The sequence below is a fragment of the Nonomuraea basaltis genome, from assembly GCF_005893125.1.
GTDB classification, from domain to species: Bacteria; Actinomycetota; Actinomycetes; order Streptosporangiales; family Streptosporangiaceae; genus Nonomuraea; species Nonomuraea basaltis.
In genome coordinates this window covers 1-13,046 of the sequence record NZ_VCJS01000297.1, presented here as the reverse complement: position 1 = coordinate 13,046, position 13,046 = coordinate 1, and the positions used below count along the sequence as shown (strand labels likewise).

Here is a 13,046-nt window from a genome sequence, read left to right as displayed (position 1 = left end):
AGACCGTTGTACGGCTGCGCCCCCGCCCGCACCCCGGCCGCGATCCGGTCGAAGTCGGCCTGGCTGTGCAGCAGCCCCGGATGCTTGAACGCCGCCGCCTGCGCCGCGGACGGCAGCGCGGGCAGCACGGCGACGCCCGCCGCCGCCTTCAGCAGGCTCCGCCGGCTGGTCTGGAGAACCATGTGTGTCCTTTCACGAGACGACCTCTCTGCGCTAGGAGAGCGGCCGAAGGCGCCCGCATAACACTTTTTCCGACAGGACTCACACAGTGATCCACTCGCTGGCGGTGGTCACCTCGTCGAGCACCGCCGGGATCGGCTCGACACCCAGTCCCGGCCCGGCCGGGACCTCCAGATGCCCGTCCACCAGCTCGAACGGCTCCGTCACGTCGGTCGCGTAGTAGCGCCGCGACCCCGACGTGTCGCCCGGCAGCGTGAATCCCGGCAGCGCCGCCAGAGCCACGTTCGCCGCCCGGCCGAGGCCGGTCTCCAGCATGCCGCCGCACCACACCGCGATCCCGTTCGCCCGGCACAGGTCGTGGATGCGCCGCGCCTCCAGGTAGCCGCCGATCCGGCCCGGCTTGATGTTGACGATCGAGCAGGAGCCGAGCGCGATCGCGGCGGCGGCGTGCTCGGCCGACTCGATCGACTCGTCCAGGCAGATCGGCGTCCTGAGCCGCTGGGCGAGCTTGGCGTGCTGGACCAGGTCGTCGTTGGCCAGCGGCTGCTCGATCAGCAGCAGGTCGAACGCGTCAAGCCGGGCCAGGCGGGGCGCGTCGGTCAGCGCGTAGGCGGCGTTCGCGTCCACCTGCAGCAGCAGGTCGTCGCCGAACCGCTCGCGCACGGCCCGGACCGGCTCGACGTCCCAGCCGGGCTCGATCTTCAGCTTGATGCGGACGTACCCCTCGTCCACGTAGCCCTCGACGGCGTCGAGCAGCTGCGGGATCGAGTCCATGATGCCGACCGACACCCCGCACGGCACCCGCGTGCGGGACGCGCCGAGGAAGCGGCCGAACGACTCGCCCGCGGCCCGCAGCTGCGCGTCCAGCACCGCCGTCTCCAGCGCGGCCTTGGCCATGCGGTGCCCCTTGATCGGCTCGAGCGCGCGGCCGACGTCGTGCACGTCGAGGTTCCGCGGCAGGGCGGGCAGCAGGAAGCGGCGGATCACCTCGGCGGCTCCGTCGGTGTACTCGGAGGAGTAGAGCGGCTCGGCCATCGCCACGCACTCGCCCCATCCCTCGGCGTCCGGCGTCACGACCCTGACCAGCAGGATGTCGCGCGACGTCTCGGTGCCGAACGAGGTGCGGAACGGCGCCACCAGCGGCATCGCGATCCGCCGCAGCTCAACCCCAGTGATCTTCACGATCTCTCCACTACGTAGTAGGACTTCCCGGTGAACCCCGTCACGGTGCGGCCCTCCGCCATCAAACCCCCCAGAACATCCCGTACGGCGTGCCGCCACGCCTTGGCCGCTCCCGGGTCCGTACGGCGCAACCCCTCGATGTCGGCCGGCACGGCGACCAGCACCGTGCCGGCGTCCACCAAGCCGGGCACCGGCCGCCCGCCCTCGTCCGCCAGCGCGACCACCGCATCGTCAGGCACCGGCGTGACGTACGGCTCCCGCCGCGCCAGCGCCACCACGTGCGGCGCCGACAGCGGCCAGTCGGCCACCAGCCGGTCGGACTCGTCGCCCCGGTTGATCGCGTCTCCCATGACGCCGTAGAAGTTCGGCAGGTACTCGCGCGGCCGCGCACCCAGCTTGGCCAGGTTGAAATGGGCGTTGCGGCGCACCAGCGGATCGTAGGTCCAGGTGATCCGCTCCAGCCCGCGCTCCAGCGCCCAGCGGCGCTGGTGCAGCTTGAGCTCGAACCCGACGCCGCGCCCCGCCGCCGTGCCCGTGACGTGCGAGTGCAGCGCGCCGCCGGCCGCGAGGAACCCGGCCGAGGCGCCCACCAGCCGGTCGCCGTCGAACGCGCCCGCCACGTATCCGCCCGCGTGCGACAGCGCCCGCATCAACTCCACCGTGATCGGCGGCTCGCCGGGGCCGAAGTGCCAGATGTCGTCGAACAGCGCGTGGACGCGCACGAACTCCTCGATCTCGTGGAGCTCCCTGACCGCGATCAACCTGCCGCCTCTCCTCATGGGTCCTACTGGCGACGGTATGCCATGGCGCGGGCGCCCGGATTGGTGCCTGGCACCAAGACAAGCCCCGTCCTTCGTCGCGGCGACCTAGCGAGTGCCCGCGCAGGGCGCTATGAGGATCCTGCTGGGCGCCTCCTGTCTGAGACGCACCGACTCCAGCGGGACCGTGACCTCCGGGGTGCGGTAGCGGCCGCCCGGGAAGCGGTCGGCCAGGCGGGCGCGCACCGCCGCCGCCGTCGCGTGCCCGTCGAGCGAGCCGCGGCCGTCGCGGCAGATCTCCACCGCGCACGGGCCCCGCTGCGCGGCAAGCGCCAGCCCCGCGACCGTCGCGCCGGCCAGCGCGCCGAGGTCGCGGCGCGTCCACCCGTAGTGCCACATGCCCGCCGCCACCACGGGCGCGGCCGGGCAGGAGTCCGGCTCGATCAGCACCACGTCCAGCCCGCGGAACAGCTGTGTGGCGATCTCCTCGGCGCCCCTGGCGACCATGGTGCCGGTACGCAGCCCTGGGAACTCCGGCACCCGGTCGCCGATCCCGAGGATGAGCTTGATGCCCGTTTCGAGATGCCCGGGGCCGCTGTCACGCCACCCGCAGGCGACGAGGTCGACCGAGTCTGCAGACCTCCACGTACCGATGCGCAGCATGTTCTTTTGACTACCCTTTGCCGCTTACGATCACACACCGTTACCTCTTCAAGGTCTTCGAGGCAGACCCCTAGCGGTCGAGCACCTGCAGGGCAGGCGGGCCCGGGCCCAGCACCAGCGGGCCCGTCTCCGTGCAGGCCACCACGTCCGCCACCCGGGCGCCGAACAGGTCGGGCACGAAGATGGCCGGCTCCAGGCAGAACGTCATGCCGGCCGCCAGCGGCGTGTCCTCGCCCAGCCGCGGCCCCTCGTCCGGGCCCAGGCCGACGCCCCGGCCGGCGTGCTCGGCGGCGAACCGGCCGTAGCCGCTGCCGTCGATCACGTCGCCCACCGCCCGCGCGACGTCCGCGACCGGCGCCGGCGGGCGTACCGACGCCAGGGCCGCGCGGTGGGCGGCGAGCACCACCGAGTACATGGCCTCGAAGTCCTCGGGCGGCTCCGCGACCGCGAACACGCGGGCCACCTCCGCGCAGTAGCCGTCCCACCGCCCGCACAGCGACACCAGCAGCGCGTCGCCTGGGTTGATCACGCGCTCGCCGGGCAGGTGCGCGGGCCGCGCCGTGTGCTCGCCCGCCGCCACCCGCAGCGCGAGCACCTCCTCGCAGCCCGACTCCAGCGCCAGCGCCCGCAGCCGGACCGCCATCGCCCGCTCGGTCGCGCCGAACCAGGCCAGCTCGCGCGCCTGCCGCAGCACTCCCTCGGCGCTGAGCACGGCCCGCTCGATGGCCGCGATCTCGTACGGCTCCTTGAGCAGCCGCAGCGGGGCCAGCACGGCGGACGCGGGCACGAGCTCGGCCTCGATCGCCAGCCCGAACAGCTCGCGCACCCGCATCTCCGGATCGACCCCGACCCGCCGCGCGTCCTGCGGCACCAGCCCGGCCGGGTCGGAGGTCTCGGTGACCGCGTCCTCGGTCACCACGAGGAACGCCGCCCCGTCCCCACCGCCCAGGAACCGGAAGTCCGGGGATGGCCGCAGCACCAGGGCGTCCACCCCGGCCTCGCCCATAGCCGCCCGCACGGCCTCCAGCCGCGCCGTCTCCCGCACCTCGTCCTGCCCCGGCGTCACTTCGGTTCGTGCAGCCAGCAGGCGGCCGGTCCGAAGTCGGGCTCCTTCACCCGGCACACGTCCATCACGAACGGACAGCGCGGGTGGAACCTGCACCCCTCCGGAGGATTCGCCGGATCTGGCACGTCACCGGGCAGCTCTGCGGGCAGCACGCCCATCCCGTCCGGCTTGGGAATCGCCTTCAGCAGGGCCTGCGTGTACGGATGCCGCGGCCCGGCCCAGACCTCCTCCGTGTCACCCACCTCGACGATCTTGCCCAGGTACATGACCGCGATCCGGTCCGCGATCAACCGCACCACGGACAGGTCGTGGCTGATGAACAGCAGCCCCGCCCCCGATTCCACGGCCAGATCCCGCATCAGCGTGGCCACCTGCGACTGCGCCGACGCGTCCAGCGCCGAGATCGGCTCGTCGCCGATCAGCAGCCGCGGCCGCGCCGCCAGCGCCCTGGCGATCGCCACCCGCTGCCGCTGCCCGCCGGAGAACTCGTGCGGATGCCGCCCCGCGAAGTCCCGCGGCAGCCCCACGCGCTCCAGCAGGTCGGCGGGCGAGGGGGCAGCTCTTGTCAGCTCGGGAGCTCCGCTCCCCTCGCGGTCCCGCGCGGTACGCAGCCCGTCGGCGATCTGGTCGCCCACGCGGCGGCGCGGGTTCAGCGACGTGTACGGATCCTGGAACACCATCTGGATCCCGGTCAGCTTCCTCCGCCGCAGCCCCAAGGGCGTGACCGGCTGCCCGTCGAATGTGATCGACCCCTCGGCGATCGGGTTCAGCCCGCAGACCGCGCGGGCCAGCGTCGATTTGCCGCACCCGGACTCGCCCACCAGCCCGACGACCTCGCCGGGATGGACGGCCAGGCTGGCCCCCGCCACGGCCCGCACGACCGGACGGCCGGGGGAGCGGTGCTCGACGACCAGGTCGTCGACGGTCAGCAGACTCATCGTGCCTCCGCGTCGGGCAGGGATTCCAGCAGGGAACGGGTGTAGGCGTGCGCGGGCTCCCGCAGCACCCGGCCGCGCGGCCCGGACTCGACCACCAGGCCGTCCTTCATGACGCTCACCTCGTCCGCGACCGCCGACATCACGCCCAGGTCGTGGGTGACCAGCAGCAAAGCCAGCCCCAGCTCGTCGCAGAGCCCGCGCAGCAGCCGCAGCACGCCCGCCTGCACGGTCACGTCCAGCGCGGTCGTCGGCTCGTCGGCGATCAGCACCTTCGGCGCGCAGGCCAGCGCGATGGCGATGGCGATCCGCTGCCGCATCCCGCCGGAGAACTGGTGCGGGAACCGCCCGTACGCCTCCTCGGCGCCTGGGATGCGTACCTTGCCGAGCAGTTCCATCGCCCGTGCCCGCGCGTCGCCCTTATTGAGGCCCAGGTGGTGGCGCATGTGCTCGGTGAGCTGCCGCCCGATCGTCAGCATCGGATGCAGGCTGGTGGCCGGGTCCTGGAAGACCATGGCGACCTCGCCGCCGCGGACCCGGTTCAGCTCCTTGGGCGGCAGCGTCAGCAGTTCGCGCTCGCCGAGCCGGATGGCGCCCGTCGCCCGCGAGCCGTGCGGCAGCAGCCCCAGGACGGCCAGCCCGGTCATCGTCTTGCCCGACCCGCTCTCGCCGGCCAGCCCGTGCACCCGGCCCGCCTCCAGCCGCAGATCGACGCCGCGCAGGATCTCCTTGCCGCGGATCGACACCTTCAGTCCGATGATGTCCAGCGTCACAGCGCACGCTCCTTGATCGCGCGGGCCGTACGGGGGTCGAGCGCGTCCCGCAGCGTGTCGCCGAGGAAGTTGAACGCCAGCACCACCGTCAGGATCGCCAGCCCCGGGAACGTCGCCACCCACCAGCTGTCGAACACGTCCACGCCCGAGGCCACCATCGCCCCCCACTCCGGAGACGGCGGCTTGGCCCCCAGCCCCAGGAACGACAGCCCGGACAGCAGCAGCAGGGCGGTGCCGATGTCCAGCGTCGCCAGCACCAGCACCGGGCCGGTCACATTGGGGAGCACGTCCACCCGCAGCGACCGCCACACCGAGAAGCCCAGCAGCCGCCCGCTCAGCACGAACTCCCGCTCCCGCACCCCCAGCACCAGCCCGCGCGTGACCCGCGCATAGGCGGGCCAGGCCACGACCAGCACGGCCAGCACGGCGTTCGTCAGGCTCGCGCCCAGCGCCGCGGCCACCACCATGGCCAGGATCACGGTCGGGAACGCGAACACCAGGTCCGCCACCCGCATGATCGTCTCATCCACCCACCTGCCGAAATATCCGGCGCACGCGCCGAGCAGGCCGCCGATCAGCACCGACAGCGTCACCAGCAGCAGCGTCAGCGGGATCGACACCCGCGCCCCGTACATGACGCGGCTCAGGATGTCGCGCCCGAGCTGGTCCGTCCCGAACCAGTGCCCGGGGCCGGGCGCCGTCAGCCGCGGCAGGTCCTGCGCGAGCGGGTCGTGCGGTGCCAGCACCGGCGCGGCCAGCGCGATCACCAGCCAGGCCACCGCCAGCACGCCGCCGGTGACCGCCAGCGGCTGCCGCCACGCCTCGGGAAGCCGCCTCAGCAGGGGATTACGGCCTCTCATTGCAGCCTCACTCGGGGATCGATGACGCCGTACAGGACGTCCACGATCAGGTTGATGACCAGGTACACGACGCCCACGACCAGGCCGACGCCCATGACGGCGGGCAGGTCGAGGGTGGTGGCGCTCTTGTACGCGTACTGGCCGACGCCCGGCCAGGCGAAGATCGCCTCGACCAGCACGGTGCCCGACAGCAGGCTGCCGAACGCGAGGCCCGCCACGGTGATGATGGGCACCAGCGCGGAGCGGAGCACGTACCGGAAGAGGATCACCCTGCCGGGCAGGCCCTTGGCCCGGGCGGCGCGCACGTAGTCCTGCCCGAGCACCTCCAGCACCGCCGACCGGGTGAAGCGGGTGAGCAGGCCGATCGTGTAGAGCGCCAGCACGAGGGCGGGCGTGATCAGGTGGCCGACGGCGGAGGTGAAGATGTCCCACCGGCCCGCCAGCAGCGCGTCCACCGTCTGCAGCCCGGTCACGGGCGGCGCCAGGCCGAGCGCCGCGTCCACCCGGCCGCTGCCCGGGGTGAGCTGCAGCCGGTAGAAGAACACGTAGAACGCCACCAGCGCCAGCCAGAACGTCGGTACGGAGATGCCGATGAGGCTCACCAGCCGTAGCGCGTGATCCGCCAGCCGGTCCCTGCGCAGGGCGGCGACCACGCCGAACGCCACGCCCAGCACCAGCGACACCAGGATCGCCGCCCCGGCCAGCTCCAGCGTCGCCGGGACGAACTCGGCCAGGTCCTCGCTCACCGGGCGGTGGCTCTGCTGGCTGGTGCCCAGGTCGCCCTGGAGCAGGCCTTGCAGGTGCAAGGCGTACTGCTGCCAGAGCGGCTTGTCCAGCCCGTGCTCCGCCCGCCACTGCGCCACGATCGCCGGATCGCCCAGCGCCCGCTGGCCGAGGTTGGCGGCCACGGGATCGCCGGGGACGAGGTTCGTCAGAATGAACGTGACGAGTGTGATGCCCCAGGCCATCAGCACGGCCAGCAGGATCCGGCGAACGAGAAACCGTGCCAGCGGATGCACCCGCCGCCGCCTCGAGGCCTCCACTACCGGCGCGTCCGGGTTGTCGGACACCTTCGTGAACCCCTTACTTCGCGCCGAGGTCGGCGACGTCGACCGTCCACACCGGGTGATACTCGAGCCCGGTCACCGACCCCGCCGTCACGATGTTCTGGCTCGGCTGGATCAGCGGAATGAACGGCCCAGAGGCGTTGAGCCGGGTCTGCACGTCGGCGTACGCGGCCGTGCGGGCGTCGTCGCCGATCGCCGTCGCGGCCTTGTCACCGGCGGCCTCGATCTCCTTGGCCGCGCCCGCCTTCCACCCGGCCCGCAGCCCCACCAGCTTGCCGGGCAGGAACGCCAGGTAGTCGCTGGGGTCCGGGTAGTCGGGACCCCAGTACCACAGGCCCATCTCCTCCTTGCCGTTGCGGTAGTTGTCCAGAGCCGTGGTGACCGGCGCCGGCTGGAGGTCCACCGTGATGCCGACCTCCTTGAGGTTGGCCTGGATCCGCTCGGCCAGCGGCTGGAACGACAGCCCGTTCACGGTCAGCTCGCTCGGGTACTCCAGCTTCACGGACGGATTCGACAGCCCGCTGGCCGCCAGCGCCGCCTTGGCGCCCTCGACGTCGCGCTTGGCCCCCTGCTCGGGCGGCAGCGCGCCGAGGAGCTGCGACGGGATGACGCCCGGCGCCTGCGTCGAGCCCTCGCCGGCCAGCTCCAGCAGCCCCGCGTAGTCCACGCCCTTGCGCACGGCCTCGACGAACTTGGCGTTCGTCGTGGTCTTGCTGATCGCGGAGTCCTGGTTGGCCAGCAGGAAGATGACGTTCGCCGAGGCGGTCTTCTTGACCTGCAGGGTCGCGGGCATGCCGGTGACCTGGTCGCCGGACAGGTTCAGCGCCACCTGGCTGTCGCCGCGCTGCACGTTCAGCTTCTGCGTGGCGGCCTCGACGTTGCGCAGGACGACCTTGTCATAGGCGGGCTTCGTACCGTAGTACTTCGGGTTCGCCTTGAGTGTGACCTGGCTGCTCACGTTGAACGACTCGATCATGTACGGTCCCGAGCCGGCCGAGCTGGAGTTCAGCCACTGCTCGGCCTTGTCCTGGGCGTCCGTCGTCGCGCCGTGCTGCTGGGCCAGCTTGCTGTTGATGATGCCGAGCGCCGGGTTCGGCAGGATGTACGCCAGCGCCGGGTTCGCCGTCTTCGACGTCAGCGTGATCGTCGTGTCGTCGGTCTTGGCCACCTCGACGCCGTCCAGCAGGAACGACGGAGTACCCTTCATGTCGCGCACGCGGGTCAGCGAGAACACCACGTCGTCCGCGGTCACCGGCGAGCCGTCGGCGAACGTCGCTCCCTGCTTCAGCTTCAGGGTCAGCGTCTTGCCGTCCTCCGTCAGCTCGTACGACTCGGCCAGGGCCGGCACCGGCTTGGTCACGTCGGCGCCGTCGAAGGTGAGCAGCGTCTCGTAGACCGCCTTGCCGACGATCAGCCCCGTCGGCTCGTACGTGCGGCCCGGATCGGCCGTCTTGAGGTCGAAGGACGTGTCGATGACGAGGGTCTTGGCTCCGCCTCCTGAGGCCGCGGGGGACTGGGAGGTGCCGCCGCTTCCGCAGGCGGCGAGGGCGAGTGCACCGGCGAGCAGTACAGCCGCCGTCTGCGAGCGGGTCGCCATGGTTGGTCCTCCAAGATTTGGACGTTCAGCAGAAGGATGTCGAGGATTGTGCGGCAGAACGTCCAGGCACCGTACGGTCAGCTAGACGTATATAAAGGTCGAAGAGGTAATGATGAGTGAAATTTCCAGAAATGGTGTCGGCGGTGGCGGTCAGCCTGGACGGATCGGTATCGGTCTCGAGCTGGACGACATCCATATGAAGATCCTCGAGGTCCTGCGCGAGAACGGCAGGATCTCGGTCGCCGCGTTGGCCGAGCGGGTGGGCATCTCCCGGGCGAGCGCCTACACCCGCTTCGAGGCGCTGCGCGCGGACGGCGCGATCAAACGGTTCACCGCCGAGATCGACCACGTGCGGGCCGGGCTCGGCATCACCGCGTTGATCTTCGTGACCGTGCGCCAGCAGATGTGGAAGCAGTTCAGGGCTGAGCTGGCCAGGATGCCGGAGGTGGAGTACTGCGCGATCACCACCGGCCAGCACGACGCGATGATCCAGGTACGCGTGTCCGACGTGGCCGCGGTGCACACCATGGTGACCGAGCGGCTGGCCAACATCCCGGCGGTCAAGGCGACCGAGACGGTGTTCATCCTGGACGAGGTGCTCAGGCGGCCGTACGTGCTGCCCAGCGACGGCCAGCAGTCCCGTCCGGCGCGCCGGACGGCCCAGGAGACGCAGGGCGACGTGCCGCTCGGCAAGATGCGTTTCGTCGGGGCCGCCGAGGGCCGGGCCGCCCTCCAGAAGGAGGACTAGCCGAGCTGTCTAGTCTGGGACCTCGGCGCACACGCTCACGTGCCGCGTGTCGTCGCCCTCGAACGTGAACTCCTCAATGAGGCGGAGCAGCCCGTCGTCCCCGGTCTCGACGCGGCTGCTGCTCTGCCCGCCCGCCGTCCCGCCGGCCTTCAGCGCGTGCGCGTACGAGATCGAGACCAGGTCGCCCGCCCGCGTGCCGACGAAGCGCCCGAGGGTCACGGTGTCGCCGGTGTAGCTGCCCCACACCACCCCGTCGGCCTCCCGGTACAGGAACTCCGTGGGACTGTTCCGGTTGACCACGCTCGCCGTCGAGCTCACCATCACGAATTTGCGGCCGTTGAGATTCACGGTCCCTATGGTCCACATATTTCCGATTCATCACCATATGGCTGGACGAATGGTCAAAACGGCGGGTCGTAGTCATCAATCCGTCCAGCGGTGAACCCGGCTCGGCCTCGTACGGGAGCCATCAGTTCATGATCCTATTGGCGAGCGCCATCCGCGAGCTCCCTCCGAGCTTGGCACAGCTCGCCGCCCGCCTCTGTACCCCCTGGGAAATCCCTGGGGCGTACCCCGGCGCGCCGGCCCATGCCGGAGCTTTACCTTGCGGGGCCTCACGCCATCATTGCACAGTGTGATAGTAATGTGACACTGTGTATCCGAAGTGTTTCGGGAGATCTTCATGGTGGCGTACACGCTCTCGATCGTGGCGGCGGTGGGCGTGGTGATGCTCACCGCGCTGGTGTTCCGGCTGGTGAAGAGGACCGGAGCGGATCGCGACCCCGACGGCCCGTCCGCCTCCCACGCGGGGGCGATGCTGTCGGCCATGTTCCTGCTGGTGTTCGCCATCGCGATCATCGTTCCGTGGACCACCGCCGACGCCGCCCGCCAGAACACCCAAGCCGAGAGCCAGGCCGCGATCGACGCCTACTGGGCGGCCGACGGCCTGCCGGACACCGCGCCCCAGCAGGTGCGCGGCGCGCTGCGCGACTACGTCACCTTCGTGGTCAGGGACGAGTGGCCGCTCATGGCGCAGGGCCGGATGGACCCGGTCGGCGCCGCCCGGATGGACGAGCTCCGCGGCCGGGTCATCGACCTCGAGGTGAGCGGTTCGGACGAGGAGGAGGCCAAGGCCGACGTGCTGGAGCACATCAGCGCGATCTCCACCGCCCGCGCCCAGCGCACCGCCGACGCCGCCGCGGCCCCGCCCGGGGGGCTGCTGTTCCTGACGATCCTCACCGGCGTGGTCGTCATCGTCTTCCCGTTCCTGGCCGGGGCCCGGCCGAGCGGGCCGGCGATCGTGCCGCTGCTGATGATGGCGGCGCTGCTCGGCTTCGGCGTCCACCTGACGTGGGACATCTCCCGCGCCTTCGACGGCCCGCTGGCCGTCGGGCCGGAGGCGTTCCAGGGGGCGCTGCAGGAGTTCGCCCGCGTCGGCGGGGGGATGTGAGGGTGGGGCTCGGGCGTGCGCCGCTGCTGCTCGCCGCCGCCCTGGTCGCCCTCAGCGCCGCGGGCCCCGCGGCGGCCGACCGGGAGCCGCGGCCCGGCCTGCCCCAGGCGTCCGTGGTCCCCAAGGCCTTTGCGGTCCCCAAGCCGTCCGTACGGCCACCGGCGGCTCCCCGCAAGGTCTCCGTGGACGGGTCCGTGCCGGGGGTGTCGGTGTGGCGGTTGCCGGTTCCCGGAGTGTCGATCTCGGTCCGGCAGGGGAAGCGGCGGCCGGTCCCCAAGGTCACGGTGCCGGGGATGACGATCTACCAGGGCTCCGTGTGCGGCGACCGGGTGCAGGTGGGGGAATGCCCGCGCAGGAGACCGCGCGAGATCCCCAGGCCGGTGCCCGGCCGCGCAGTGCCGGTACGCGTGCCGGCTCCCACTCTGACGCCCACCCCCACCCCCACGTCCAAGGTCACGCCTCCGATCCGGGCCGAGCAGGCCGCGCCGCCGGTGCGCCGCAAGAACCCGCTGGCCACCGTCCTGGTCATGGTCGTGCTGGTGTCGGCCATCGCCTCCACGACCGCCGTCGCCTTCGGCTCCCGCCGCTGACCGGCCCTGAGCCTGCCGCGGCCGCTGCCGGCGTGCGGCGGCCGTTCGTTCGTGGGCACACGGGCCAATGGTGATCAGCCGGCGGCGTGGACGCCGACCAGCGTGGCTGAGGGGCATGGGAAGACTCCGGAGGCGTCGGCGGTTTCCTCTGATCGTGGAGGAGACCGAGGTTGTGGTGATCGGCGCCGGGCAGGCGGGGCTGTCCAGCGCGTACTTCCTGGGGCGGTTCGGATTCGAGCCGGTCGTGCTGGACTCCGCCCCGGGGCCCGGAGGAGCGTGGCGGCACCGTTCCCCGTCGCTGACCATGGACAAGGTGCACGGCATCTTCGACCTGCCGGGCGTACGCCGCCCGCCGGACGCGGACGGCGGGCGGCCCGCCGCCGAGGTCGTCCCCGCGTACTTCGGCGCCTATGAGAGCACCGTGGGCCTGGACGTCGTACGGCCGGTCAAGGTGAGCGCCGTCCGGCACGGGGAGGGCGGCCGGTTGGTGATCGGAACGGACGCGGGGGAGTGGGCGGCCCGCGCGGTGGTCAACGCCACCGGCACGTGGACGCGCCCGTACTGGCCCTACTATCCGGGCGCGCCGGCGTTCGAGGGGCGGCAGCTCCACTACGCGAGCTACCGGGGGCCGGGGGAGTTCGCGGGGCGGCGCGTGGTCGTGGTCGGCGGTGGCGCGTCGGCGATGCACATGCTGTCCGAGATCGCCGGGATCGCCGCCGCGACGGCGTGGGTGACGCGGCATCCGCCGGTCTTCCGGGACGACGACTTCGGGGAGGACGCCAGGCGGGAGGCCGTGGCCATGGTCGAGGAGCGCGTACGGGCCGGGCTCCCGCCGCAGAGCGTCGTCAGCGTCACCGGGCTCGGCTACACGCCCGTCGTGAGGGAGGCGCTGGCGAAGGGGGTGCTGGAACGGCTGCCGATGTTCGAGCACATCACCGGGAACGGCGTCGCCTGGGCGGACGGGCGGCGGCTGGAGGCGGACACGATCATCTGGGCCACCGGTTTCCGCTCCGCCCTCGACCACCTCGCACCCCTGCGGCTCAGGGAGCCGGGCGGCGGCATCAAGGTGGACGGCACCCAGGTCGTCAACGAACCCGCGCTCCAGCTCGTCGGCTACGGCCCCTCCGCCAGCACGATCGGCGCCAACCGCGCCGGACGCGCGGCCGCCCGCAACGTC

Annotated in this window: 15 protein-coding genes; 4 read left to right on the top strand and 11 right to left on the bottom strand. The window is 71.9% G+C overall.

From position 1 onward, the window contains the following. The 10 genes from EJK15_RS61715 to EJK15_RS61670 all read right to left on the bottom strand — a co-directional run. A partial coding sequence (locus tag EJK15_RS61715) for a twin-arginine translocation signal domain-containing protein (RefSeq protein WP_206061994.1) occupies nucleotides 1–182 on the bottom strand: 182 nt, incomplete at its 3' end. A gap of 79 nt (nucleotides 183–261) precedes the next feature. Continuing rightward, the gene (menC, locus tag EJK15_RS61710; RefSeq protein WP_171075267.1) at nucleotides 262–1,362 is read right to left on the bottom strand and encodes an o-succinylbenzoate synthase; all 1,101 of its coding nucleotides are present in this window, start codon (nucleotides 1,360–1,362) and stop codon (nucleotides 262–264) included. Further along, complete coding sequence (locus EJK15_RS61705; protein ID WP_138719640.1) at nucleotides 1,359–2,123, bottom strand: GNAT family N-acetyltransferase; 765 nt, start codon at nucleotides 2,121–2,123, stop codon at nucleotides 1,359–1,361. The genes menC and EJK15_RS61705 overlap by 4 nt, the downstream gene beginning before the upstream one ends. A 105-nt stretch (nucleotides 2,124–2,228) precedes the next feature. Continuing rightward, nucleotides 2,229–2,783 (bottom strand): acyclic terpene utilization AtuA family protein, encoded by a 555-nt coding sequence (locus EJK15_RS61700; RefSeq protein WP_138719639.1) that lies wholly within the window; start codon nucleotides 2,781–2,783, stop codon nucleotides 2,229–2,231. A gap of 70 nt (nucleotides 2,784–2,853) precedes the next feature. After that, the gene (locus EJK15_RS61695) at nucleotides 2,854–3,849 is read right to left on the bottom strand and encodes a M24 family metallopeptidase (RefSeq protein WP_240777960.1); all 996 of its coding nucleotides are present in this window, start codon (nucleotides 3,847–3,849) and stop codon (nucleotides 2,854–2,856) included. Next, nucleotides 3,846–4,787 (bottom strand): ABC transporter ATP-binding protein, encoded by a 942-nt coding sequence (locus tag EJK15_RS61690; RefSeq protein ID WP_138719638.1) that lies wholly within the window; start codon nucleotides 4,785–4,787, stop codon nucleotides 3,846–3,848. Before EJK15_RS61690 ends, EJK15_RS61695 begins: the two co-directional genes overlap by 4 nt. Further along, complete coding sequence (locus tag EJK15_RS61685) at nucleotides 4,784–5,557, bottom strand: ABC transporter ATP-binding protein (RefSeq protein ID WP_138719637.1); 774 nt, start codon at nucleotides 5,555–5,557, stop codon at nucleotides 4,784–4,786. The genes EJK15_RS61690 and EJK15_RS61685 overlap by 4 nt, the downstream gene beginning before the upstream one ends. Then, the gene (locus EJK15_RS61680) at nucleotides 5,554–6,417 is read right to left on the bottom strand and encodes an ABC transporter permease (protein WP_138719636.1); all 864 of its coding nucleotides are present in this window, start codon (nucleotides 6,415–6,417) and stop codon (nucleotides 5,554–5,556) included. The genes EJK15_RS61685 and EJK15_RS61680 overlap by 4 nt, the downstream gene beginning before the upstream one ends. Then, nucleotides 6,414–7,487, bottom strand: a complete 1,074-nt coding sequence (locus EJK15_RS61675) for an ABC transporter permease (protein ID WP_240777959.1) — start codon at nucleotides 7,485–7,487, stop codon at nucleotides 6,414–6,416. The genes EJK15_RS61680 and EJK15_RS61675 overlap by 4 nt, the downstream gene beginning before the upstream one ends. Before the next feature lie 13 nt (nucleotides 7,488–7,500). Continuing rightward, nucleotides 7,501–9,081: an ABC transporter substrate-binding protein gene (locus tag EJK15_RS61670; RefSeq protein WP_138719635.1), complete on the bottom strand. Its 1,581-nt coding sequence runs from the start codon at nucleotides 9,079–9,081 to the stop codon at nucleotides 7,501–7,503. Nucleotides 9,082–9,190: 109 nt separating this feature from the next. Between EJK15_RS61670 and EJK15_RS61665 the strand changes: the two genes are divergently transcribed. Continuing rightward, nucleotides 9,191–9,829 carry an Lrp/AsnC family transcriptional regulator gene (locus EJK15_RS61665; protein ID WP_338089963.1) on the top strand — a complete coding sequence of 213 codons (639 nt, stop codon included), beginning with the start codon at nucleotides 9,191–9,193 and terminating at the stop codon, nucleotides 9,827–9,829. A 9-nt stretch (nucleotides 9,830–9,838) separates the two neighbouring features. Here EJK15_RS61665 and EJK15_RS61660 read toward each other — a convergent pair whose 3' ends face one another. Next, nucleotides 9,839–10,177 (bottom strand): avidin-fold protein, encoded by a 339-nt coding sequence (locus tag EJK15_RS61660; RefSeq protein WP_240777957.1) that lies wholly within the window; start codon nucleotides 10,175–10,177, stop codon nucleotides 9,839–9,841. Nucleotides 10,178–10,511: 334 nt separating this feature from the next. On the opposite strand from EJK15_RS61660, the gene EJK15_RS61655 reads away from it, so the two are divergent. The 3 genes from EJK15_RS61655 to EJK15_RS61645 all read left to right on the top strand — a co-directional run. After that, nucleotides 10,512–11,279, top strand: coding sequence for a bestrophin-like domain (locus EJK15_RS61655; protein ID WP_138719634.1), 768 nt, complete (start codon nucleotides 10,512–10,514; stop codon nucleotides 11,277–11,279). 2 nt (nucleotides 11,280–11,281) lie between these two features. Next, complete coding sequence (locus EJK15_RS61650) at nucleotides 11,282–11,869, top strand: hypothetical protein (RefSeq protein ID WP_138719633.1); 588 nt, start codon at nucleotides 11,282–11,284, stop codon at nucleotides 11,867–11,869. A gap of 154 nt (nucleotides 11,870–12,023) precedes the next feature. Beyond that, the coding region (locus EJK15_RS61645; protein ID WP_240777956.1) for an NAD(P)-binding domain-containing protein at nucleotides 12,024–13,046 on the top strand (1,023 nt) is incomplete at its 3' end.